Here is a 23687-nt window from a genome sequence, read left to right as displayed (position 1 = left end):
GTCAGTAACCTTCCGACGTCAAGAAAACGTACAGATCCTTATGACACTCTTATGGGGTCCGATGCAGGTTGATGGCGCCGCTTCGTAGCGAGATCGGGCGCCGACGAGGCTTCGGTCAGACGACTATCGGCTGCGATTCGGTGTGGAATCGCCCTGAATCGACGGGGCCTTTTGGCAGGGGCCGTCCGGGAACCGGGGCCGACCGAACCGAGACGCGACAGACGCATACACGCGACACAGAGGCATACAGGGAGATATCAAAGTGACGATCCACGAGCACGACACGGGGTCCCCAGCGGAGCGCGGGGAGGTGTCGGCAGACCGCGACGGTAGTGGACCGCACTGGGGGCACCTCCCGCTCGCGGGGGACACCCATGCTCTGGTCGATCGTCTGACCGCCGGCGAACCGTACGCGGTCGCCTTCGGGGGCCAGGGCAGCGCCTGGCTGGAGACCCTTGAGGAACTGGTATCCGGAGCAGGCATCGAATCCGACCTGGCCGAGTTGGTCGGCGAGGTGGAGCTGCTGCTCGAGCCCGTCGCCAGAGAGCTGGTGGTGGTGCGACCGATCGGCTTCGAGCCGTTGCAGTGGGTGAGATCGCTCGCGGCGGAAGACACCGTCCCGTCGGACAAGCACCTGACGTCGGCTGCGGTGTCCCTGCCGGGTGTGCTGCTGACTCAGATCGCCGCCATCCGCGCGCTCGCTCGCCAGGGCATGGACCTGATCGAAACTCCGCCGGTGGCGCTGGCGGGGCACTCACAGGGCGTCCTGGCGGTCGAGTCGCTCAAGGCCGGCGGGACGCGCGACGTCGAACTGCTGGCGATGGGCCAGCTGATCGGAGCCGCCGGAACGCTGGTGGCCCGGCGGCGGGGCATCTCGGTGCTCGGTGACCGGCCGCCGATGGTGTCGGTCACCAATGCCGACCCCGAACGCATCCAGGCGCTGCTCGACGAGTTCGCCCAGGACGTCCGCACGGTGCTGCCGCCGGTGCTGTCCATCCGCAACGGCCGCCGTTCGGTCGTCATCACCGGCACCCCCGAGCAGTTGTCGCGCTTCGAGCTCTACTGCCAGCAGATCTCGGAGAAGGAAGAAGCCGACCGCAAGAACAAGGTGCGTGGTGGCGACGTCTTCGCGCCGCTCTTCGACCCGGTGAAGGTCGAGGTCGGCTTCCACACGCCGCGCTTGTCCGATGCCATCGACATCGTCGGCCGCTGGGCCGACAAAGTGGGCCTCGATGTGGAGCTCGCCTGCCGGCTGGCTAACGCCATCCTGGTCAACAAGGTCGACTGGGTGGAGGAAATCACCAGCGTGCACGACGCCGGCGCGCGCTGGATTCTCGATCTGGGCCCCGGTGACATCCTGACCCGGCTGACCGCGCCGGTGATCCGTGGTCTGGGCATCGGCATCGTGCCCGCGGCTACGCGCGGCGGTCAGCGCAACCTGTTCACCGTCGGTGCCACCCCCGAGGTGGCCCGCGCCTGGTCGAGCTACGCGCCGACCGTCGTGCGCCTGCCCGACGGCAGGGTGAAGCTGTCGACCAAATTCACCAGGCTGACCGGACGCTCGCCGATCCTGCTGGCGGGCATGACCCCGACCACGGTGGACGCGAAGATCGTGGCGGCCGCGGCCAACGCCGGGCACTGGGCCGAGCTCGCCGGCGGCGGCCAGGTCACCGAAGAGATTTTCGCCGACCGGGTCGCGGAGCTGGCCGGCCTGCTCGAGCCCGGCCGCACCTACCAGTTCAACGCGCTGTTTCTGGATCCGTATCTGTGGAAGCTGCAGCTGGGCGGCAAGCGACTGGTACAGAAGGCCCGTCAGTCCGGCGCCGCCATCGACGGCGTCGTGGTCAGCGCCGGCATCCCCGATCTCGAGGAAGCCGTCGAGCTGATCGAGGAACTCAACGAGATCGGCATCAGCCACGTGGTCTTCAAGCCCGGCACCATCGAGCAGATCCGCTCGGTGATCCGCATCGCCACCGAGGTGCCCACTCGTCCGGTGATCATGCACATCGAGGGCGGCCGGGCCGGCGGCCACCACTCCTGGGAGGACCTGGACGACCTGCTGCTGGCCACGTATTCGGAGCTGCGCTCGCGCGCCAACATCACTGTCTGCGTCGGCGGGGGCATCGGCACGCCGGAGCGGGCCGCCGACTACCTGTCCGGGCGGTGGGCGCAGGACTACGGCTTCCCGTTGATGCCGATCGACGGAATCCTGGTCGGCACCGCAGCCATGGCGACGCTGGAGTCCACCACGTCGCCCTCGGTCAAGCAGATGCTGGTGGAAACCGGCGGCACCGATCAATGGATCGGCGCCGGAAAAGCTCAGGGCGGCATGGCTTCCAGCCGCAGCCAGCTCGGCGCCGACATCCACGAGATCGACAACAGCGCCTCGCGCTGCGGGCAGCTGCTCGACGAGGTGGCCGGCGATGCCGATGCGGTCGCCGAACGTCGCGACGAGATCATCGCCGCGATGGCAAAGACCGCCAAACCGTACTTCGGCGACGTCGCGGAGATGACTTACCTGCAATGGCTGCAGCGGTACGTCGAACTCGCTATCGGCGAAGGTGATTCGACCGCAGACACCGCCGCCCCCGGCAGCCCGTGGCTGGCCGACACCTGGCGCGACCGGTTCGCCGAAATGCTCAAGCGCGCCGAAGCGCGTTTGCACCCACAGGATTTCGGACCCATCGAAACCCAGTTCGGCGACTCGGCGCTGCTGGAAGACCCCGAGCGGGCCATCGCCACCCTGGTAGCGCACTACCCCGACGCCGAGGCCGTGCAGCTGCACCCGGCCGACGTGCCGTTCTTCATCTCCCTGTGCAAGACCCTCGGCAAGCCGGTCAACTTCGTGCCGGTCATCGACAAGGACGTCCGGCGCTGGTGGCGCAGCGACTCGCTGTGGCAGGCCCACGACGCGCGCTATGACGCCGACCAGGTGTGCATCATCCCCGGCCCGGCTGCGGTCGCCGGCATTACCCGGCTGGACGAACCCGTCGGCGAGCTGCTGGACCGCTTCGAACAGGCCGCCATAAATGAAGTGCTCGAGGTGCTGGCATCCTCGGGCGCCGAGCCGCAGGATGTCACCGCGCGCCGGCTCGGTCGCGCCGACATCCGGGGACCCCTGGCCGTGGTGCTGGACGCACCCGACGTGCTGTGGGCGGGCCGCACCACCATCAACCCGGTGCACCGCATCGCCGAGCCCGGCGACTGGCAGGTGCATGAAAACCGGACTGCCACACACACATCCACCGGATCGCGGTTGCAGGTCACGCCCGACGGTGCGAGCGTCAGCCTCAGCGTTCCGGTATCGGGTACCTGGATCGACATTCACTTCACCCTGCCCCCGAACACCATTGACGGCGGCATCCCGGTGGTGTCCACCGAAGACGCCACCGACGCAATGCGTTCCGTGCTGGCCATCGCGGCCGGCGTCGACGGACCGCAGTCGCTGCCCGAGGTACACGACGGCACGGCAACGCTCACCGTGGACTGGGATCCCGAACGGGTTGCCGACCACACCGGGGTGACCGCCACCTTCAGTGAGCAACTGGCACCCAGCCTCACCACCGTGCCCGACGCGCTCGTCGGACATTGCTGGCCCGCCGTCTTCGCGGCCATCGGCGCGGCGGTGACCGACACCGGCGTACCTGTGGTCGAAGGGCTGCTCAGCCTGGTGCACCTGGACCACGCCGTGCGGCTGGCCGGTCCGCTGCCCACGGTCCCGGCCCAATTGACCATCGCCGCAACCGCTTCCAGGGCCACCGACACCGACATGGGCCGCGTCGTGCCCGTCACGGTCACCGTCACCGGGAGCGACGGCGCCGTGGTCGCCACCCTTGAGGAGCGGTTCGCAATCCTCGGCCGCACCGGAACCGCCGAACTCACCGACCCGGCCCGCGCCGGTGGCGCCGTGTCCGAAAACGCCACCGACACCCCACGCCGGCGCCGCCGCGATGTCACGATCGGCGCCCCGGTAGACATGCGCCCGTTCGCCGTGGTGTCTGGTGACCACAACCCCATCCACACCGACAAGGCCGCCGCGCTGCTGGCCGGGCTGGAATCGCCGATCGTGCATGGCATGTGGCTGTCCGCCGCGGCGCAGCACGCCGTGACCGCCACCGATGGCCAGGCTCGCCCGCCGGCCCGGCTGATCGGCTGGACCGCCCGGTTCCTGGGCATGGTGCGTCCCGGCGACGAGGTGGACTTTCGGGTCGACCGCGTCGGAATCGACCAGGGTGCAGAGGTTTTGGAAGTCACGGCCCGTATCGGGTCGGATCCGGTGATGTCGGCGACCGCGCGGCTGGCGTCACCGAAGACGGTCTACGCGTTCCCCGGCCAGGGCATCCAGCACAAGGGCATGGGCATGGACGTCCGGGCCCGGTCCAAGGCGGCCCGCAAGGTGTGGGACGAGGCCGACCGCTTCACCCGTGGCACGCTGGGATTCTCGGTGCTGCACGTGGTACGGGACAACCCGACCAGCATCATCGCCAGTGGTGTGCACTACCACCACCCGGACGGCGTGCTGTTCCTGACGCAGTTCACCCAGGTCGCGATGGCGACGGTGGCGGCGGCACAGGTCGCCGAGATGCGGGAGCAGGGCGCCTTCGTGGAAACCGCGATCACCTGCGGCCACTCGGTCGGTGAGTACACCGCGCTGGCCTGCGTCAGTGGCGTGTTCGCACTGGATGCGTTGCTGGAGGCCGTGTTCCATCGCGGCTCCAAGATGCACGACATCGTCCCGCGCGACGAGTTGGGCCGGTCCAACTACCGCCTGGCGGCAATCCGGCCCTCCCAGATCGATCTGCCCGACGACGAGGTCACCGACTTCGTCGCCGCAATCGCCGAACGCACCGGCGAATTCCTGGAGATCGTCAATTTCAACCTCCGCGGCTCGCAGTACGCGATCGCCGGGACCGTGCGCGGGCTGGAAGCGCTGGAGGAAGAGGTCGAGCGCCGCCGCGAAATCACCGGCGGCAAGCGGTCATTCATCCTGGTGCCGGGCATCGACGTGCCGTTCCACTCGCGGGTGCTGCGAGTCGGTGTCGCCGAATTCCGGCGGTCGCTGGAGCGCCTGATGCCGCGCGACAAGGATCCCGAGGTGATCATCGGGCGCTACATCCCGAACCTGGTGCCGCGGCCCTTCACGCTGGATCGCGACTTCATCCAGGAGATCCGGGATCTGGTGCCCGCCGAACCACTCGACGAGATCCTCGCCGATTACGACACCTGGCGTAACGAGCGCCCGCGTGACCTGGCCCGCAAGGTTCTGATCGAGCTGCTGGCATGGCAGTTCGCCAGCCCGGTGCGCTGGATCGAGACGCAGGACCTGCTCTTCATCGAAGAGGCCGCCGGTGGCCTGGGTGTGGAGCGCTTCGTCGAGATCGGTGTGAAGACCGCGCCGACGGTCGCGGGTCTGGCCGCCAACACCCTCAAGCTGCCCGAATATGCCCACAGCACAATCGAAGTGCTCAACGCCGAGCGTGACGCCGCGGTGCTGTTCGCCACCGACACCGACCCCGAGCCGGAAGACGACGTGGTGGAATCGGTCGAAGCGGAAGCGGCACCAGAGGCCGCGGCGGCCGCCCCGGCTCCCGCCGCAGCTCCGTCCGGCGCTCCGCGCCCCGACGACATCGGATTCGATGCCGCCGACGCGACTTTGGCGCTGATCGCCATCTCGGCCAAGATGCGCCTCGACCAGATCGAGCCGCTGGACTCCATCGAGTCCATCACCGACGGCGCGTCGTCCCGGCGTAACCAGCTGCTGGTTGATCTCGGCTCCGAACTCAACCTCGGCGCCATCGACGGTGCCGCCGAGGCCGACCTGGCCGGGCTGCGGGCGCAGGTCACCAAGCTGGCGCGTACCTACAAGCCGTTCGGTCCAGTGCTGTCCGATGCGATCAACGACCAGTTGCGCACGGTTCTCGGGCCGTCCGGCAAGCGGCCGGCGGCCATCGCCGAGCGCGTGATGAAGACTTGGGAGCTGGGCGAAGGCTGGGCCAAGCACGTCACTGTCGAGGTGGCGCTGGGCACCCGAGAGGGCTCCAGCGTTCGCGGCGGCGCCATGGGCCACCTGCACGAGGGCGCACTGGCCGATGCCGCGTCGGTCGACAAGGTCATCGACGCCGCGGTGGCCGCCGTGGGTGCGCGGCTCGGAATCCCCGTGTCGCTGCCGTCTTCGGGCGGTGGCGGCGGCGCGACCGTCGACGCTGCGGCGCTGAGCGAGTTCACCGACCAGATCACCGGACGCGACGGGGTGCTGGCGTCGGCGGCCCGGCTGGTGCTGGGCCAGCTGGGTCTGGACGACCCCGCGCCGGCTGTGTCGCCCGGGGCCACCGATGCCGAGCTGATCGACCTCGTCACCGCGGAGTTGGGCGCCGACTGGCCGCGTCTGGTCGCCCCGACATTCGATGGCAAGAAAGCCGTCGTCTTCGACGACCGTTGGGCCAGCGCACGCGAGGACCTGGTCAAGTTGTGGCTGGCCGACGAGGGCGACATCGACGCCGACTGGCTGCGGCTGTCCGAACGCTTCGAGGGCGCCGGGCACGTCGTCGCGACCCAGGCCACCTGGTGGCAGGGCAAGTCGCTGGCGGCGGGCAAACAGATCCACGCCTCGCTGTACGGGCGGATCGCCGCCGGCGCCGAGAACCCCGACCCCGGCCCCTACAGCAACGAAATCGCCGTCGTGACAGGCGCTTCCAAGGGCTCGATCGCCGCATCGGTGGCGGCCCGGTTGCTCGCCGGCGGTGCCACCGTCATCGCGACGACGTCCAAGCTCGACGATGTGCGGCTGTCGTTCTACCGCGCCCTCTACCGCGACCACGCCCGCTACGGCGCGGCGCTGTGGGTGGTGCCGGCCAATATGGCGTCCTACTCCGACATCGACGCGCTGGTGGAATGGATCGGCAACGAGCAGAGCGAAAGCCTTGGGCCACAGTCGATTCACATCAAGGACGCGCAGAACCCGACACTGCTGTTCCCGTTCGCGGCACCGCGGGTAGTCGGCGACATGTCCGAGGTCGGTGCGCGCGCAGAGATGGAGATGAAGGTGCTGCTGTGGGCCGTGCAACGGCTCATCAGCGGTCTGTCGAAGATCGGCGCCGAGCGCGACATCGCCTCCCGCCTGCACGTGGTGTTGCCCGGCTCGCCCAACCGCGGAATGTTCGGCGGTGACGGTGCCTACGGCGAAGCCAAGTCGGCGCTGGACGCGGTGGTGAGCCGCTGGCACGCCGAGACGTCGTGGGCCGAACGAGTCAGCCTGGCGCACGCGCTGATCGGCTGGACCCGTGGCACGGGGCTGATGGGTCACAACGACGCGATCGTCACCGCCGTCGAGGAGGCCGGGGTCACCACCTACTCGACCGACGAGATGGCCGGCTTGTTACTCGACCTGTGCGACGTGGAATCCAAAGTTGCTGCGGCAAGTTCGCCGATCAAGGCGGACCTCACCGGCGGCCTGGCCGAGGCGGGCCTGGACATGGCCGAACTTGCGGCCAAGGCCCGTGAAGAGATGACCGCCGAAGCTCACGCGGACGACGATGCCGCGGGCGAGGGCACCATCTCCGCGTTGCCGTCACCCCCGCGCGGTTACGCCCCGGCTCCGCCACCGGAGTGGGCCGACCTCGACGTCGACCCGGCCGATCTGGTGGTGATCGTCGGTGGCGCCGAACTCGGACCGTACGGATCCTCGCGCACCCGCTTCGAGATGGAGGTCGAGAACGAACTGTCGGCCGCCGGGGTTCTCGAACTGGCCTGGACCACCGGACTGATCCGCTGGGAAGACGATCCCCAACCGGGTTGGTACGACACGCAGTCCGGCGACCTGGTGGACGAGTCCGAGCTGGTCGAGCGTTATCACGACACCGTCGTGGAACGCTGTGGCATCCGCGAGTTCGTCGACGACGGTGCGATCGATCCCGACCACGCCTCGCCGCTGCTGGTGTCGGTGTTCCTCGACAAAGACTTCACCTTCGTCGTGTCCTCGGAGGCCGAGGCCCGTTCCTTCGCCGAGTTCGATCCCGAGCACACCGTGGTGCGGCCGCTCCCCGGCTCGGGCGACTGGCAGGTCACCCGCAAAGCCGGCACCGAGGTTCGGGTGCCGCGCAAGACCAAGCTGTCGCGGGTCGTCGGGGCACAGATCCCGACCGGATTCGACCCAACCGTGTGGGGGATCAGCCCGGACATGGCCACCTCGATCGACCGGGTCGCGCTGTGGAACATCGTGACGACGGTGGACGCCTTCCTGTCTGCCGGTTTCAGCCCGGCCGAAGTGATGCGTTACGTGCACCCGAGCCTGGTCGCCAGCACCCAGGGCACCGGCATGGGCGGCATGACGTCGATGCAGACCATGTACCACGGAAACCTGCTCGGCCGGAACAAGCCGAACGACATCCTGCAGGAAGTTCTGCCGAATGTTGTTGCGGCGCATGTGGTTCAGTCCTATGTTGGCAGCTACGGGTCGATGATCCACCCCGTGGCAGCCTGCGCGACGGCGGCCGTGTCGGTCGAGGAGGGTGTCGACAAGATCCGGCTGGGCAAGGCCGAATTGGTGGTGGCCGGCGGTCTGGACGACCTGACGCTGGAGGCCATCATCGGCTTCGGCGACATGGCCGCCACCGCCGACACGTCGATGATGCGTGGCCGCGGCATCGAGGACTCGAAGTTCTCCCGGCCCAACGACCGGCGCCGGCTGGGCTTCGTCGAGGCCCAGGGCGGGGGCACCATCCTGTTGGCGCGCGGCGACCTGGCGCTGCGGATGGGGCTCCCGGTGCTCGCCGTGGTGGCCTTCGCGCAGTCGTTCGGTGACGGGGTGCACACCTCGATTCCGGCGCCGGGCCTGGGCGCGCTGGGGGCCGGCCGGGGCGGGAAGGATTCGGCGCTGGCGCGCGCTCTGGCCAAGCTGGGCGTGACCGCCGACGACATCGCGGTGATCTCCAAGCACGACACGTCGACGCTGGCCAACGATCCCAACGAGACCGAGTTGCACGAGCGGCTCGCCGACTCGCTGGGCCGCTCGGAGGGCGCCCCGCTGTTCGTGGTGTCACAGAAGAGCCTGACCGGACATGCCAAGGGCGGTGCCGCGGTCTTCCAGATGATGGGCCTGTGCCAGATGCTGCGCGACGGGGTGATTCCGCCCAACCGCAGCCTGGACTGTGTCGACGACGAACTGGCCGGCTCGGCGCACTTCGTCTGGCTGCGCGAGACGCTGCGGCTCGGGGACAAGTTCCCGCTCAAGGCGGGGCTGTTGACCAGCCTTGGATTCGGCCACGTGTCGGGTCTGGTGGCGCTGGTGCACCCGCAGGCGTTCATCGCCTCGTTGGAGCCAGCGCAGCGTGCCGACTACCAGCGCCGTGCCGATGCCCGGCTGCTGGCGGGCCAGCGCCGGCTGGCTTCGGCCATCGCCGGAGGTGAGCCGATGTACCAGCGCCCGCCGGACCGCCGCTTCGACCACGACGCGCCGGAGAAGCGGCAGGAGGCGTCGATGTTGTTGAACCCGGCCGCACGGCTGGGCGACGACGAGATCTATGGGGCCTATCAGGTCCCTGCGGAATGAGTCGGCCGATCCGTTAACCTGGCCATCCATGGGCATCGTCGGAATCGGGATTGACCTTGTCTCCATTCCTGATTTCGCGGAACAGGTCGATCAGCCGGGGACGGTGTTCGCCGAGACGTTCACTCCCGGTGAGCGCCGCGATGCGTCGGACAAGAGTTCGTCGGCGGCGCGTCATCTGGCCGCCCGGTGGGCGGCCAAGGAGGCGGTGATCAAGGCCTGGTCCGGGTCGCGGTTCGCCCAGCGGCCGGTGTTGCCGGAGGACATCCACCGCGACATCGAGGTGGTCACCGATATGTGGGGCCGACCACGGGTCCGGTTGAGCGGCGAGATCGCCAAGCATCTGGCCGATGTGACGATTCACGTGTCGCTGACCCACGAAGCCGATACCGCGGCCGCGGTCGCGATCCTGGAGACCACCTAGCTGTCTTTCGCGAGCAGACGCAAAATCAGCAATGGAGCTCACGCTCCAATGCGATTTTGTGTCTGCTCGCGAAAGGTGCTCGAAAGCGCACTGCCACAGGAACATCCACAGCCGCCCGGGCCGCAGGGCTCATGTTCTGGACGCACGCGGGTGATAGCATTACCGCTCTCAACGCCGAGCCGGTCGCACGCCCTCCGGCGCTTCGGTCAACTCGAATTCCGGTCGGAGTCTTACACGTCCATGGCGGGCACCATCGACAACAGCGAATGCACGCTGCTCGGGTGGCGGGAGTGGGTGTCGCTTCCCGGCCTCGGGATCGAACACATCAAGTGCAAGGTGGACACCGGCGCGCGCACCTCCGCGTTGCACGCCTTCTTCGTCGAGCCGCTCATCGAAAACGGCCGGCGGCGGGTGCGCTTCGGGATGCGGCCCCTGCAGAACGACCCGAGCGTCGAGCGGATCTGTCTCGCCGACGTCCTCGACGAGCGCATCGTCGCCGATTCGGGTGGGCACCGTGAGCGACGGCTGGTGATCGAGACCGTGGTCGAGGTCAGCGGTGAGCGCTTCTCGGCGGAGATCACTCTCACCGACCGCGAGACGATGCGCTTCCGGATGCTCCTCGGGAGAACCGCGCTGCGCGGACGCTTTCGGGTTGACCCGGCCCGCTCCTACCTGTCCGGATTGCCGCGTCGCGCCGCCCGCCGGGCGGGAGCACAGCGATGAGAATCGCGATTCTGTCCCGCAACGCGGAGCTCTACTCCACCCGCCGCCTGGTCGCGGCCGCGGAGTGCCGCGGGCACGACGTCGAGGTGCTCGATCACCTCAAGTGCTACATGGACATCGCCTCGCACGATCCCGCCGTCCACTACCGCGGCGAGGAACTCGATCCCTTCGACGCCGTGATTCCCCGGATCGGTGCGTCGGTCACCTTCTACGGCTCGGCCGTGGTGCGTCAGTTCGAGATGATGGGCACGTACTGCCTGAATGAGTCCGTTGCGATCACTCGGTCGCGCGACAAACTGCGCTCGCTGCAAATTCTCGCGCGCGCGGGGATCGGGCTGCCGGTCACTGCCTTCGCGCACTCCACCGACGCGACCTCGGAGTTGATCGAGATCGTAGGCGGCGCCCCGCTGGTGGTGAAGTTGCTGGAGGGGTCCCAGGGCAATGGCATCGTCCTGTGCGAGACCCGCTCCGCTGCTGAGGCCATTATCGAGGCGTTTCGGGGGTTGAAAGCGAACTTTCTGGTTCAGGAGTACATCAAGGAGGCGGGCGGGGCTGACCTCCGCTGCTTTGTGATCGGGAACAAGGTGGTGGCAGCGATGAAGCGCCAGGCGAAGTCCGGTGAGTTCAGGTCCAACCTGCACCGCGGTGGCGCCGCGTCGCTCATCAGGCTCACGCCCGAGGAGCGCTCGACCGCGGTTCGTGCCGCAAAGCGCATGGGCCTCAATGTGTCTGGCGTCGACATCCTGCGTTCGAATCACGGGCCGGTGGTACTCGAGGTCAATTCCTCACCCGGCCTAGAGGGCATCGAGGAGGCGACCAAGCGCGACGTCGCCGGGCTCATAATCGAGTTCATCGAGAAGAACGCCCGGCGTGGCAAGACAAAGACCAGGGGTAAGGGTTGAGCGCCGACCTGCTGATCGGCGGCGAATCAATCGCGCCGGGTTCCCGTGCCACCATCGAGCTGCCGGTCCCGCAGCTCTACACCCACACGCCGTTGACGATGCGGGTGCAGGTGGTGCGCGGGCGGCGCGACGGCCCTCGGCTGTTCGTGTGCGCCGCGGTGCATGGCGACGAGCTGAACGGCGTTGAGATCATCCGGCGTCTGCTGCGCCTGCCCTTGCTATCGCGTTTGCGCGGGACGCTTGTCGCGATCCCGATCGTCAACGTCTACGGGGTGCTCCACCAGTCGCGCTATCTCCCCGATCGGCGCGATCTCAACCGCTCGTTCCCCGGCTCGGGACGCGGCTCGCTCGCCGCAAAGGTCGCCGACCGATTCATGACCGAGATCGTCGCCAATTGCACCCACGGCATCGACCTGCACACCGCGGCTAACCATCGCGACAACCTCCCGCAGATCCGCGGCAATCTCGACGATCCCGAGACCCTGGCGCTGGCGCGCAGCTTCGGGGTGCCGGTGCTGATCAATGCCGCTGTCCGGGACGGCTCACTGCGCGAGGCCGCCGCACAATTGGGGATCCCGACGTTGATCTACGAGGCGGGCGAGGCGCTGCGCTTCGCTGAATTGGCGATCCGACCCGGAGTGCAGGGCATCGTCAACGTGATGCGTGCCCTCGGCATGCTCTCGCCGTCACGCCGGCGGCGCGCCGGCACCGAGCCGTTCGTGGCGCGATCGAGCGCGTGGGTGCGCGCGCCGGAGAGCGGCATGTTCCGCGCCGCCAAACCGCTGGGGGCGCGTGTTGAGCGGGGGGAGCTCATCGGCAAGGTCGCCGATCCCTTCGGCGACGCCGAGATCGAGGTGACGGCGGACCACTCCGGGCTGGTGATCGGCCGAACCCAACTACCGATCGTCCACCAGGGCGACGCCCTGTTCCATGTGGCGCGCTTCGAAGACGTCGTGGAGGTCGCGCAGCGCGTGGAGGACTTCCAGGCCGCGCACGACGACGGCTGATCGACCGAAAAGCGTTGTGGCGCAGTGCTGATGCAAAGAGGTACGCGGACCGGGCGAGCACGGCTGACACGCGCGAGCGGGAGTCAGCGAGCCAGGCTGCGCGCGTAGCCGGCGCCCATGGCCAGCAGGACCAGACCCACGACGATGAAAGCTGCCACCCGGAAGATGCCGTCCAGGGTCGCGAGGTCGAACAGGAACAGCTTTGTGGTGGCCGCGCCGGTGAGAGCCAACCCACCGGTGATCGCCCCGGTGCGCCGTTCCCCCTCGCCCAGGCGCAGGGCGTAGACGAAGAGCGCGGCCGCCATGCCGATCCAGCAGATGGTGGCGGCCATGTGGCCGGCCAGGAATCCGGCGGCCGTGCCGCCGATCAGCACACCGGCGGTGACCGTGAACGCGGTGATCGCGTAGACGACCAGGGCCGCCGCCGCTGCGACCAGCAACCCGACGGCGGCGGCATCCATCCACGCCCGCGTCATCACCAGGGCGAAGGTCATGACGAGCAGGCTGGCGGCCAATGTGGACACCGCGACCGAACCAGGCATCGCGGTGGCCCGCACCAGCGCATACAGCGGCGCGTAGCTGTAGAACAGGCCAATGCCGATCAGGCCGAATCCCGTTGCCACCCAGCGGGCGACGACGTCGTGGCGGCCGACGATGGCGATGACGACGGCCAGTGCCAGCAACACGGGGCCCTCGACGTAGCCGTTGAGCGCAACCGTGAGGGCAACCAACGCCGAGATCGCCGCCCATACCGACCAGATTTGAGTGACAATCCGTGGGCGTTTGCCGATGAGCGCGGCGGCCAACATACCGACGGCCAACGCGGCGGCCAGGACGGCGGCCAGCGCCCGATTCACCGAGACCGCGCTGGCCAGCACGGGGACGGTGCCGACCGACGTCAGCAGCGCCAGAGTCGACGGATTCTTGCTGGCCGGCAGCAGGATCAGGCCACCGGCGACGGCCAGCAGCGCGGCCACCGCACAAGCGCCGCCCAGTACCCAGGCATTGTCGTGCCTGCTGACCGCAGGCAGCGCCACCAGCAGCGGCAGCGTGGTCGCCGCGATGCGGGCGGCGTACATCCACGGCCAGTCCTTGCCCAACTGCACCGGCAACGCGGCGGCCGAGAGTGCGAGCATGAAGCTGATAAGCAGCAGGTCCACGCCACGGGTGAGCTCGGGGGCCAGGGCGATCAGCGGTATCAGTACCAGCAGAGCCAGGTGTTCGGAGTCCCACCGGCGGGCCAGCGCCAAACCGGCGCCACCGACGACCGCGGCCACCACCAGCCCAGCCGGCGCCGCCACCCACTGGTAGATGGTGACGACGGCGATCACGTCCAGGTACGCGGCGGCAATACCCGTGGCGGCCAACGCAATCGCGCCGATGCGCCCGCCGGGTCGCCCGCGCAGCCGGGCCCCGACAGCGACCAGCCCGATCGCCAGAGCGGTACCGCCGGCCACCCGGATCTCGGGCCGAAGCAGCCCCGCTTGCGCGGCCAGGACGAGCAACAAGACGACACCGATCAGGGTCACGGCGACACCGGCGACGGCGAGGAGCTTACCTATCCAGCCGGAACCGGACTCACCGGTCGTGGTGTCCGGACGCTCAGCGGGAGGTGGCGGTGGCGCGGGCCTGGGCGCATATTGGCGGGGCGGACGGGGAGTGCGCGGCGCCGCCGACGCCGGCTGCCAGTACTGCCAGTAGTTCTGCCAATACGGCGCAACCTGCTGTTGAGGCGCGACGGGCGGGGTGGCGGGTGGCGGCACGAAGACGGGTGTGGGCGCCGCAGCGGACGCCGGCGCGGCAGGGGTCTCGGCGGTGGCAAGCAGCGTGTTCAACTGATTGAGTTCGCCCGAGACGCGCGACATCTGCCGGGCCAGGGCGTCGAACTCGTGCGAAAGCCGGCTGATCACAGCCTGATGCGATTCGGTCATGGTGACCCACCCTGCCCCGGCGACAGAGCAAGCGGATGAGTAGGACTACCCAAACGCCGCTACTGGTCGAGTCCGTGTTCGATGGCGTATCGCGTCAGTTCCACCCGATTGGCGACTTGAAGTTTGCGGAATGTCGCCTGTACATGGTTCTCGACCGTCCGGTGGCTCAACGACAGCCGCTGCGCAATCTGCTTGGCGGACAATCCTTTCGCGACAAACCGCAACACTTCGGTTTCGCGTTCGGTGAGGCTCGGCGTGGCCGGGTCGTTGCCACGGTCAGCCGCGATGCGCCGATATTCGCCCAGTACCAGACCGGCCAGGCTCGGGGTGAACACCGCTCGCCCGGCGGCGGTGGCCCGCACGGCGTCGGCCAACTCGGTCTTGGATGCGCTCTTGACCAGGTATCCGGTGGCCCCCGCCTTGACCGCTTCCAGCACGTCTTCGCGCTCGTCGGAGGCCGAGAGCACCAGCACTTTGCTGGACGGGGATACCGCGAGTACTTCGGTCGTCGCCGCAACGCCGTCCCCGTCGGCCAGTCGCATGTCCATCACCACCACGTCGGGTTTGACGACTGCGGCCCGCCGACGCGCCGCGGCCACCCCGTCAGCGGTGGCGACCACGGTGAAACCGTCGTCGGCGAGGTCACGCGCCACCGCGTCCCGCCAGATCGGGTGGTCGTCGACGACCATCACCGTCGGTTCGGATTGCTCAGTCACGTTTGGCCCCGACGCGGCACGGTGAGCTCCCATTCCGTTCCATCTCCCAGATCGGTGTGCAGCTCAGCGCTGCCACCCAACGACATCAACCGTCCCACAATCGACTTCGAGATGCCGACATGCCCTTGCTCGACCGCCTCCCGCAGCCGGCCGGGGGCGATACCCACTCCGTCGTCACGGATGCTCACCGTGACCGACTCGCCCAGGTCTTCCAGTAGCACGAAGGCGCGGGCGGCCGGGCCGGCGTGGGCCCGCACGTTGTCCAGGGCGTTGCCCACCGCGGCGTCCAACTCGGTGGCGACCCCGCCGTCCAGCAGCACCGCGGTGCCCGGCAGGCTCATCGAGACACCGTCGCCTTCCCTGCGGCGCAGCAGCGCCCGCACATCGATCGTCTCGTCGGTTTCGCTCTCCATCTGCGTGGAGGTCACCCAACGGCGCAGGGCCCGTTCCTGTTCGCCGGCGAGCTGGGCGAGTTCTGATGCGGCGCCACCGATTTCGTGTCCGCGCTTGGCGACCAGTGCGAGCACCTGGATGACGCCGTCGTGGACCTGACGGGAGAGTCGCTCGCGTTCTTCCAGTGCCGCCGACAGGCGCGCCGCGCGCTGCAGTTCGTCGTGGGCGCGCCGGGCTGTGCGCGCCGCCAGGCCCACCGCCAGACCGACCGCCAACTCCACAATGATGGTGGCATTGCGGCCCAGGTTGACGCTGATGTATCCCTTCACGAATTCGCTCGCGGCCGTCACCGCCAGGCCGGTCAGCATCCCGCCGGTGGGGCCGAACTGCAGGGCTGCCGAGATGGTGGCGTTGCTGGCCCACAAGGTCGTCGGCCACGTCTGGTTGTTCTGTGCCCACTGGCCGGATGCGACCGCCTCGGTCGACACCATGAGTGCCACCACGACCAGGAGTTCGGCGATCACCCAGGCCGGCCGCCGTCCGAACCCGCGCAGATAGGCCACCGCGCACATCGCGCTCCAACCCATCAGTACCGCGAAAAGCAACCAACCCAGCGTGGGGTGACGCAGGTCCGAACTGACCGCGATATGAAACCCGAGCGCATACAGGCAGCTCAGCAGCCGGAACAACTGGGCTGCCCGCCACAGCGGTGTCGTCGGGTCAGGACCGTCGGCGGTCACCGCGCAAGTTTAACTAGCCTGTGGGCATGACTGATCTGGTTGAACGGGTGCGCGAGGTGTTGCCCTCGGTGAGGCGCGATCTCGAGGATCTGGTGCGGATCGAATCGGTGTGGGCCGACCCGGCTCGGCGCGACGAGGTACATCGCAGCGCTCAGGCCGTGTCGGACCTGTTGACGCAGGCCGGTTTTGATGACGTGCGGATCGTCAGCGAGGGTGGTGCTCCGGCGGTGATCGCGCATTATCCGGCGCCCGCCGGGGCGCCCACTGTGCTGCTGTACGCCCATCATGACGTGCAACCAGAAGGCGACCGCGGGCAGTGGCAGTCGCCGCCTTTCGAGCCGACTGAACGCAACGGACGCCTTTACGGCAGGGGCACCGCCGACGACAAGGCCGGTATAGCAACACATTTGGCGGCGTTCCGGGCACATGGTGGCCGGCCGCCGGTGGGCGTCACGGTGTTTGTCGAGGGCGAAGAGGAATCGGGATCGCCCACCCTGGGCCGGTTCCTGGCGGCTCACCGCGACGAGCTGGCCGCCGACGTGATCGTGATCGCCGACTCGGACAATTGGAGCACCGAGGTACCCGCACTGACCGTGTCGTTGCGGGGGATGGCGGATTGCGTGGTGGAGGTGGCCACGCTGGATCACGGGCTGCACTCCGGACTGTGGGGTGGCGTGGTGCCCGACGCGCTCAGTGTGCTGGTGCGGTTGCTTGCCAGCCTGCACGACGATGACGGCAATGTGGCGGTGTCGGGGCTGCACGAAAGCAAGGCCGCCGATGTGGAGTATCCGCCGGAACGGGTGCGTGCGGAGTCCGGCCTGCTGCACGGGGTGACCGAGATAGGGTGCGGTTCGGTGCCGCAGCGGCTGTGGGCGAAGCCGGCGATCACGGTGATCGGCATCGACACCACCCCGGTGGCCGCCGCGTCGAACACGCTGATACCGCGGGCGCGGGCCAAGATCAGCATCCGGGTGGCGCCCGGCGGCGACGCCGTCAAGCACCTGGACGCGGTCGAGGAGCATCTTCGTAGCCACGCTCCTTGGGGTGCGCAGGTCAACGTCATCCGCGGCGAGGTTGGGCAGCCCTACGCCATCAAGGCGAGCGGCCCGGTCTACGACGCCGCGCGTGCCGCGTTCCGGCAGGGCTGGGGTGTCGATGCGATCGACATGGGCATGGGCGGGTCGATCCCGTTCATCGCCGAGTTCGCCGAGGCGTTCCCCGAGGCCAAGATTCTGGTCACCGGGGTGGAAGACCCGGGGACGCAGGCGCACAGCATCAACGAAAGCCTGGATCTCGGGGTGCTGGAACGCGCGGCGGTGAGCGAGGCGCTACTGCTGGCGAACCTGGGGGCTATACCGAGAGGTCGCGCCGAAGTTTAGCCACGTGGCCGGTGGCCTTGACGTTGTATTGCGCGACGGCGATCTTGCCCGTCTCGTCGACAACGAAGGTCGAGCGGATCACACCGGTGACCGTCTTGCCGTACATCTGCTTCTCGCCGAAGGCCCCGTAGGCCGTGAGCACCTTGCGGTCCGGATCGGACAGCAGCGGGAACGTCAGGCCCTCGGCGTCGCGGAACTTCGCCAGTTTTTCCGGCTTGTCGGGGGAGATGCCGACGACGTCGATACCGGCCTCGTTGAGTTCGGCCAGGCTGTCCCGGAAATCGCAGGCCTGTTTGGTGCAGCCAGGTGTCGAGGCCGCCGGGTAGAAGTACACGACGACCCGGCGTCCCTTGTAGTCAGCCAGTTTCACCTGGTTGCCGTCGGCGTCGGGCAGGTTGAAGGCGGGCGCTTTGTCACCTGGTGCCAGCCGCGTGGTCTCGGTCATTTTGGTTCCATTCTGTACAGGCCGGAAATATTCGTCTAAGTGGCACACGCAACTCGTAGAACGGCGCTACCCGTCGCCCAGTTCACCGCGGGCCAGCTCGTCGGTGCCTTGCTTGCGTGCCCAGATGGCGCGGCGGGCGGCGGCACGGTCCTCATGGGGTAGCTTATTGCGCTTCCTCACCAGTCATCGTCGCGGGATCACACCCAGTGGGCCGTCGTGCCGTAGATGTGCTTCCGCCGTTCTGTTCACCGGCGCGATAGTGCGCACACGGGCTGATCTAGGGTAGTTCGTCAGTGCACCAGCCTGACTTGGAGGACAGACACGTGGCGGACCGCGATCCCGACACCATCAAGCAGGAGATCGACCAAGCCCGCGAGCAGCTGGCGGCGACCGTCGACTCGCTTGCTGAGCGGGCCAACCCTCGCCGCCTGGCCGACGACCTCAAGGCCAAGGTGATCGAGTTCCTGAACAAGCCCATCGTGACGGTGTCGCTGACCGGGGTCGGCGCGGCTGCCGTCGTCGTGGTGATCTACCGGATCAGGAAGCGCTGACACCGGTCGCGCGAGCGTGAAGCCAGCTTCACGGTCGCTGCCGAACGTGAAACCAGCTTCACGGTCGGCCTACCTCAGTGCCGCGCCACGAAGTAGCCGGTGACCAGAGCGGTCGTCATGCGGGAAGACCTTTCCTGCCGGGGGCCTGGCTGGTGACGTGGATCGGGATGTCGTCGTTCCAGGGCTGGGCGTCGGCCATGTCGGCAACCTCTACATATCCGCGCTCGAACTCGCCCGTGGCGGCGTCGACGAGCCGGTACTCCTGCCGCTGTGTCTGGATGGGTTGCGAGTCCAGAACCACCACCCGCACCTCGCCCGGTTCAAATCCGCACCGCTGCTGCAGTGCCTCGATGAGGCATTCGTTGTGTAGATGCCCATCACCGAAGTTCCAGCCCAGCACCATCGCGCACAGCACCTCGCCCTCACACAGGTTGTAATCGTCCTCGTCGTAACCGGCCAGCGCCCGATGCGCCAGGGTGAACAGTGCGCGCCCGTGCGTGTTCATCCCGCGAAATGCGTAGGCCAGGTGGATGGGGACCAAGGTCGCCTCTTTGCTCTTGTACAACCGCTCCAGCTGCAGGTGCTGCATCGGCCCGAGGGCGCGCGAGCCGATGCGGATCTTCTCGTCGGCCGACGGCCTGACGCACCACACCGTGGTGTCCCAGTTGCCGGCGTAGTAGCGCATGCCGGGCAGGAACGAAACCTTGCGCGGGTACAGGTTTCCGACAAAGACGGTGCCGGCGACCACCGCGAACAGCAGGGCCACCAACGCCGGCCGGTGCACATCCGACAGGCCCAGCCCCGCGTGCGCGACGAACAGCCACAGCACGCCGAACATCATGAAGACGTTCCACTCCAGCGGCACTCCCATCGGGAAGGCCAGCAGGATGTTCAGGTGGAACACGATCATTACGAATGCGGCGACGGCCGTGGGCCATCCACCGTGCGAGAAGAACAGCACCAACGGCACCAGCCCCTCGACCGCGGTGGAGAAGTGCGCGATGAAGCCCGATAATGCGCTGGGCCGCAGGTCATCCGGGTATCGCTTGAACAACGACCGCTTGAGCAATCCCGAGGGGATGAAGGGATTGTTCGCCAGCATGGTCGAGATCACGAAGGGAAAGTGCTTGTTGAGCTTGGACGTTGCCGCGCCGAGCCAGATGACCATGAAGACGACCTTGGCCCCGACGACGATGTCCGCGCCGGAGAACAGGAAAACCAGCGTCAGCGGCGCGTACACCTCGCCGCGAGCAGCCAGGAAGATGATCTTGTCGCGCAGGGCCAGTAGGGCCAGTACCGAGAGGATGGCGATCGGCTGCCAGCCGGGCAGCACACCGATCGTGGTGTCCAGCACGGGGATTGGGCCCGTGCCATCGGACGTCAGGGCGGTGACCAGCAATATCAGCAGGGCGCCGTAGAGCACCACCTCGAGGGGGGTTCGGTCGGTGCCTTTCGTCATCGGGACCCGATCGGGCCAGGGCGGCAGCCGGATGGTGCCGGGGCGCAGCCAGTACAACGCCGACCCGATGGGCGGGAAGTAGCGTCCCGCCAGTGGTCCGAAGCAACAACCCAGGCCGACGACTTCGAACAGCATGGTGTAGAGCACGGCCTTCTGGAAGACGATCGGCTCAGTCCACCACGAGGCAACGTCAGTGAAGCCGCCGATGCCCGCCGTGGCCCAGGCGAATAACCAGGCGCCGAGAATGTAGAGCCCGATCTTCACGCCGTACATCACGTGCATCACCAGCGGAGTGCCGAAGCCGTTCTCGGCGATGTGCCGCATCATCGGCACCACACGTTCGGCTCGCGGGCGTTTGCTCCATTCGGCCAGCTCGACAACGGGCAGGTTCGGCTGGATGAATCCCATGCTGCTCCTTCGCAACTCTGGCCGGCCAGCGCCCGCATGTTGCCAACGACACGCCCACGTGTCCGGCATTTAGGGGACGCTCGCGAGCGAGGGTCGGGCCCAGTGAGAAAAATTACCTGCGACCCGGTAGCCGCGACAGGCCCGCGGTTGCGATCAGCGCGATACCATCTCGTCCCGCCGGCTGTCGTGGTGATCGGCGCGATCGGGTACGCGTTGAATCGCTTTGCCCGGCAGGTGTTTTCGGGATCGCGCCCTGCCTAGCTCACGGTGATCGCACTGGACCAGGCCAGTGGGTTGAGCTCGCGAAACGGGTCGTCGGAGCGCAGCGCCAACAGATCGCGCAGCATTGCCTCGAGTTCCCGCTGGGTGCGGTCGCGCACCGTCGACACCCAGTTCTCGGTGGCCACCCGGTTGGGCTTCGTCGTGTCGATCGGGTCGCCGAAGCGCAGATACATCCGCTGCGGGCGGGGGATGAGGGTGGGGCCGATGCCGCGCAGCACAGGCATCGCCATGTCCGAGCTGCCGTTCAGCCTCTTGCCGAGGGCTTGGCTGAGCCGGCCCAGCCTGCTGTCGCGCGTGACCATGCTCTTGTAGACGTCGTCGCCGCCGACCAGGGCGACGGGCACGATCGGGTAGTCGTTCTCCACGGCCAGGCGCGCGAACCCGGACCGGCCGTGCCAGTTCAGCCGGTACTCCTCACCCTTGAACTTCGCGATCTCGCGGCCTCCGCCCGGGAACACCAGGATCGTCTCGTTGTGGTGCATCAGCTCACGCGCGGTATCCGGAGCGCCGATGACCCCGCCGTAGGCGGCGATCAGATCGCGCCCCAATCCTTTCGCCTCTCCGAACCTGCGGTCGGCCAGTGGCCGCACCCGCGTGCCGGTGACCCGTCGCACGAAGTGCGGAATCAACAGCACCTCAGCCTGGACGAACTGAGTGTGGTTGCCCACCAACAGAAATCGGCCGTCGGCCGGCAACTTTTCCAGGCCGCTGACATACGGGCGGTACAAATCGATCAGGGGTTGGATGCCGCCCTGAAGCTTCTGCAACGCATCGCTCAAGATCTGCACACGGCGGGGGTGGTTCATCACTGCATCAAGCGCCTCGGTCACGTCGTTGCTCCATTCCACTCGTGGCCACACCTTACCAAACGAACTAGTTCGTATGATAGGTTTCGGAGGTGCGCAAGACAGACGAACTTCGTGACACGATCCTTGCCGCGGCGCGCTCGGAGTTCGCTCGGTTCGGGCTGGCCGGCGCTCGGATCGACCGCATCGCTCGGGCCGCGAGCGCCAGCAAGGAGCGGCTTTACGCGCATTTCGGCGACAAGGAGACCCTTTTCCGCAGTGTCGTCGCCGCCGACAGTGCGGAGTTTTTCGAGGCCGTCACGCTACGGCCGGAGGCCGTACCCGACTTCGTCGGCGATATCTACGACCTGGCTCACCGGCGGCCCGAGCATCTGCGCATGATCACCTGGGCCAACCTGGAAGGGCTGGCGCTGGACCCGCCGCCCGCGCAGGAGTGGGACGCCGTCCCGGCCCGCGACATTCGCGCCATCGAGGAGGCTCAAGCCGCCCGCTACGTCGACCCCGCGTGGCAGCCCCTGGAACTGCTGGTGGTGTTGTTCGGAGTGGGACTGTGCTGGGCTCAGTCGCCACACCCGGACGCCCGAACCGGCGACCCCGACGTGCTGGCGGCCCGCCGTGCGGCCGTCGTCGAGGCGGCCCGCCGAATCATCGCGCCGAGAGGATAGCCTCGGCGGTGCGGCGCCCGCTGACCAGCGCGCCCTGTATCGAGGCCGTGTCGCGGTGGTCGCCGCACACCCAGACCCCCGCCGCGGTGCGGATCGGGCGACGCACCGACAACGGGGTCAGCTGCGCGGGCAGTGCATGGGGAATGACATGTCGGATCAACAGTCGCCATTGACGGGGGTCGCTGCGCAAGATGTCTGCCGCGTGGTCGCGCATCAACTGCTCGGCTGGCACGGTGCCGTCCCGTTCCAGCACCGCAGAGGCCGCGACCAAATGTCGACCCGGCGGCGCGTACGTCGGTGCGGCGGCGCTGATCACCGCCGTGTTCAGCACCGGTCCCGGGGGATCACGGCGGGCGTCCACGTGGAGCATCGGTGGTCCCGGCACCGGCTCATCGGTAGCCCACCAGTCGGTCACCACCCCGTGCATTTCCGGCGCGGTCGTGGTGGTCAACGATGCGGCCGCGATGCCGTCCGTAGCTACGACGACATGTCGCGCGCGTATTCGCGCCCCGTCGGCGTGGACCACATAATCGTTTGCGTCGGGCCCGATACGAAAGACTCTGTGTGCGAACACTATTCGATCATCTACCCTGCTGGCCAACTGCTGCGGCAGGGCGTGCATTCCGGCGGCTGGCAGCGCAGGCACCCCGAGCGCGAACATCCGCGCAAGAAGTAGCGCGAACGCATTCGAACTCGCCCCGGATGTCTCGAGCAGCACGCCGGCCAGAAAGCGATCGACCACTCGTCTCAACTCACCGCGCACGCCCGCCCGGTCCAGTGCCTCCCTCAGACTCAGGTCCTGATTACGCTGTGCTTTCAGTTTTTTCGGTCGCACAGCCGGCATCGCCCACCGCGTCACGGCGGCGATGTCGCGCAGCGTGATCCCGCCGGAGGACAGCATTGCCGGCAGTCGCCCCGGGGCCCGCAGCGGGTGCACCCACACCGCTGTGTCATTCTCGCGCCGCACGGCGACTCCCGCGCCGAACGGTTGTAGACGCAGTTGTTCCACATCGACGGCCCGTCGCAGCTCCGGGTAGGCCGGATTGAGCACCTGAAAGCCCCGGTCACAACGGAATCCATCGACGACGTCGGTACGGATCCGGCCCCCGACCGCGTTGTCGGCCTCCCAAACCCGTACATCGCGCCCAGCAGCTGCCAGCACGTCGGCGCAGCGTAAGCCCGCCAGCCCGGCACCCACGATCAGCACCTCGATCTCGTCCATGTCAGCTCTCTTCGGGTCTTGGGGTCGAACTCGGCAACAACAACCTAATGCGGCGGCGTGCTCGTACGGTGGAGACGTGTCTATTACGTC

General features: G+C 67.8%; 15 protein-coding genes. 8 read left to right on the top strand and 7 right to left on the bottom strand.

Annotated elements, in window-relative coordinates:
- The first annotated feature begins 262 nt into the window (after positions 1 to 262).
- From AC5Y7D_RS02765 to AC5Y7D_RS02745, 5 genes are all read left to right on the top strand, one after another.
- Entirely contained in the window at positions 263 to 9547 is a 9285-nt protein-coding gene (locus AC5Y7D_RS02765) for a fatty acid synthase subunit beta domain-containing protein (protein ID WP_499921292.1), read from the top strand.
- Between the two features lie 28 nt (positions 9548 to 9575).
- A complete protein-coding gene (acpS, locus tag AC5Y7D_RS02760) occupies positions 9576 to 9968 on the top strand; it encodes a holo-ACP synthase AcpS (protein WP_499921289.1) in 393 nt (130 codons plus the stop codon).
- 240 nt (positions 9969 to 10208) lie between these two features.
- Positions 10209 to 10691, top strand: a complete 483-nt coding sequence (locus tag AC5Y7D_RS02755) for an ATP-dependent zinc protease family protein (RefSeq protein WP_499921287.1) — start codon at positions 10209 to 10211, stop codon at positions 10689 to 10691.
- Positions 10688 to 11593: a 30S ribosomal protein S6--L-glutamate ligase gene (gene rimK / locus AC5Y7D_RS02750; protein ID WP_499921284.1), complete on the top strand. Its 906-nt coding sequence runs from the start codon at positions 10688 to 10690 to the stop codon at positions 11591 to 11593. The genes AC5Y7D_RS02755 and rimK overlap by 4 nt, the downstream gene beginning before the upstream one ends.
- The gene (locus AC5Y7D_RS02745) at positions 11590 to 12600 is read left to right on the top strand and encodes a succinylglutamate desuccinylase/aspartoacylase family protein (RefSeq protein WP_499921282.1); all 1011 of its coding nucleotides are present in this window, start codon (positions 11590 to 11592) and stop codon (positions 12598 to 12600) included. The genes rimK and AC5Y7D_RS02745 overlap by 4 nt, the downstream gene beginning before the upstream one ends.
- Before the next feature lie 83 nt (positions 12601 to 12683).
- On the opposite strand, the gene AC5Y7D_RS02740 is transcribed toward AC5Y7D_RS02745, so the two are convergent.
- From AC5Y7D_RS02740 to macS, 3 genes are read right to left on the bottom strand one after another with little or no spacing between them, the layout of a single operon-like run.
- Complete coding sequence (locus AC5Y7D_RS02740; RefSeq protein WP_499921280.1) at positions 12684 to 14531, bottom strand: DUF2339 domain-containing protein; 1848 nt, start codon at positions 14529 to 14531, stop codon at positions 12684 to 12686.
- 59 nt (positions 14532 to 14590) lie between these two features.
- A complete protein-coding gene (locus AC5Y7D_RS02735; RefSeq protein ID WP_499921278.1) occupies positions 14591 to 15280 on the bottom strand; it encodes a response regulator in 690 nt (229 codons plus the stop codon).
- Positions 15244 to 16380: a MacS family sensor histidine kinase gene (macS, locus tag AC5Y7D_RS02730; RefSeq protein WP_499921276.1), complete on the bottom strand. Its 1137-nt coding sequence runs from the start codon at positions 16378 to 16380 to the stop codon at positions 15244 to 15246. The genes AC5Y7D_RS02735 and macS overlap by 37 nt, the downstream gene beginning before the upstream one ends.
- Before the next feature lie 26 nt (positions 16381 to 16406).
- On the opposite strand from macS, the gene AC5Y7D_RS02725 reads away from it, so the two are divergent.
- Positions 16407 to 17759, top strand: coding sequence for a dipeptidase (locus AC5Y7D_RS02725; RefSeq protein WP_499921274.1), 1353 nt, complete (start codon positions 16407 to 16409; stop codon positions 17757 to 17759).
- Here AC5Y7D_RS02725 and bcp read toward each other — a convergent pair.
- Positions 17731 to 18204: a thioredoxin-dependent thiol peroxidase gene (gene bcp, locus AC5Y7D_RS02720; protein ID WP_499921272.1), complete on the bottom strand. Its 474-nt coding sequence runs from the start codon at positions 18202 to 18204 to the stop codon at positions 17731 to 17733. The genes AC5Y7D_RS02725 and bcp overlap by 29 nt on opposite strands.
- A 323-nt stretch (positions 18205 to 18527) precedes the next feature.
- Here bcp and AC5Y7D_RS02715 point away from each other — a divergent pair, with 323 nt between their 5' ends.
- Positions 18528 to 18755, top strand: coding sequence for a DUF3618 domain-containing protein (locus tag AC5Y7D_RS02715; RefSeq protein ID WP_499921269.1), 228 nt, complete (start codon positions 18528 to 18530; stop codon positions 18753 to 18755).
- Positions 18756 to 18870: 115 nt separating this feature from the next.
- On the opposite strand, the gene AC5Y7D_RS02710 is transcribed toward AC5Y7D_RS02715, so the two are convergent.
- Both AC5Y7D_RS02710 and AC5Y7D_RS02705 read right to left on the bottom strand, forming a co-directional pair.
- Positions 18871 to 20622, bottom strand: a complete 1752-nt coding sequence (locus AC5Y7D_RS02710; RefSeq protein ID WP_499921267.1) for a DUF3556 domain-containing protein — start codon at positions 20620 to 20622, stop codon at positions 18871 to 18873.
- A 257-nt stretch (positions 20623 to 20879) separates the two neighbouring features.
- Positions 20880 to 21710, bottom strand: coding sequence for a lysophospholipid acyltransferase family protein (locus tag AC5Y7D_RS02705; RefSeq protein WP_499921700.1), 831 nt, complete (start codon positions 21708 to 21710; stop codon positions 20880 to 20882).
- A gap of 92 nt (positions 21711 to 21802) precedes the next feature.
- Between AC5Y7D_RS02705 and AC5Y7D_RS02700 the strand changes: the two genes are divergently transcribed.
- The gene (locus tag AC5Y7D_RS02700) at positions 21803 to 22375 is read left to right on the top strand and encodes a TetR/AcrR family transcriptional regulator (protein ID WP_499921264.1); all 573 of its coding nucleotides are present in this window, start codon (positions 21803 to 21805) and stop codon (positions 22373 to 22375) included.
- Here the strand turns inward: AC5Y7D_RS02700 and AC5Y7D_RS02695 are convergent.
- Complete coding sequence (locus AC5Y7D_RS02695; RefSeq protein ID WP_499921262.1) at positions 22356 to 23597, bottom strand: FAD-dependent oxidoreductase; 1242 nt, start codon at positions 23595 to 23597, stop codon at positions 22356 to 22358. The genes AC5Y7D_RS02700 and AC5Y7D_RS02695 overlap by 20 nt on opposite strands.
- Positions 23598 to 23687: the final 90 nt, after the last annotated feature.

The sequence above is a fragment of the Mycobacterium sp. NGS49 genome (assembly GCF_059812565.1).
The sequence above is the reverse complement of the archived record's forward strand: the minus strand, read 5'-3'. Positions and strand labels throughout refer to the sequence as shown.

Excerpts from the sequence above, each read along its gene's own strand:
- acpS (WP_499921289.1), top strand. The coding sequence starts at position 9,576 with ATGGGCATCGTCGGAATCGGGATTGACCTTGTCTCCATTCCTGATTTC.
- AC5Y7D_RS02755 (WP_499921287.1), top strand. The coding sequence starts at position 10,209 with ATGGCGGGCACCATCGACAACAGCGAATGCACGCTGCTCGGGTGGCGG.
- rimK (WP_499921284.1), top strand. The coding sequence starts at position 10,688 with ATGAGAATCGCGATTCTGTCCCGCAACGCGGAGCTCTACTCCACCCGC.
- AC5Y7D_RS02740 (WP_499921280.1), bottom strand. The coding sequence starts at position 14,531 with ATGACCGAATCGCATCAGGCTGTGATCAGCCGGCTTTCGCACGAGTTC.
- AC5Y7D_RS02735 (WP_499921278.1), bottom strand. The coding sequence starts at position 15,280 with ATGGGAGCTCACCGTGCCGCGTCGGGGCCAAACGTGACTGAGCAATCC.
- AC5Y7D_RS02725 (WP_499921274.1), top strand. The coding sequence starts at position 16,407 with ATGACTGATCTGGTTGAACGGGTGCGCGAGGTGTTGCCCTCGGTGAGG.
- bcp (WP_499921272.1), bottom strand. The coding sequence starts at position 18,204 with ATGACCGAGACCACGCGGCTGGCACCAGGTGACAAAGCGCCCGCCTTC.
- AC5Y7D_RS02710 (WP_499921267.1), bottom strand. The coding sequence starts at position 20,622 with ATGGGATTCATCCAGCCGAACCTGCCCGTTGTCGAGCTGGCCGAATGG.
- AC5Y7D_RS02705 (WP_499921700.1), bottom strand. The coding sequence starts at position 21,710 with ATGAACCACCCCCGCCGTGTGCAGATCTTGAGCGATGCGTTGCAGAAG.
- AC5Y7D_RS02695 (WP_499921262.1), bottom strand. The coding sequence starts at position 23,597 with ATGGACGAGATCGAGGTGCTGATCGTGGGTGCCGGGCTGGCGGGCTTA.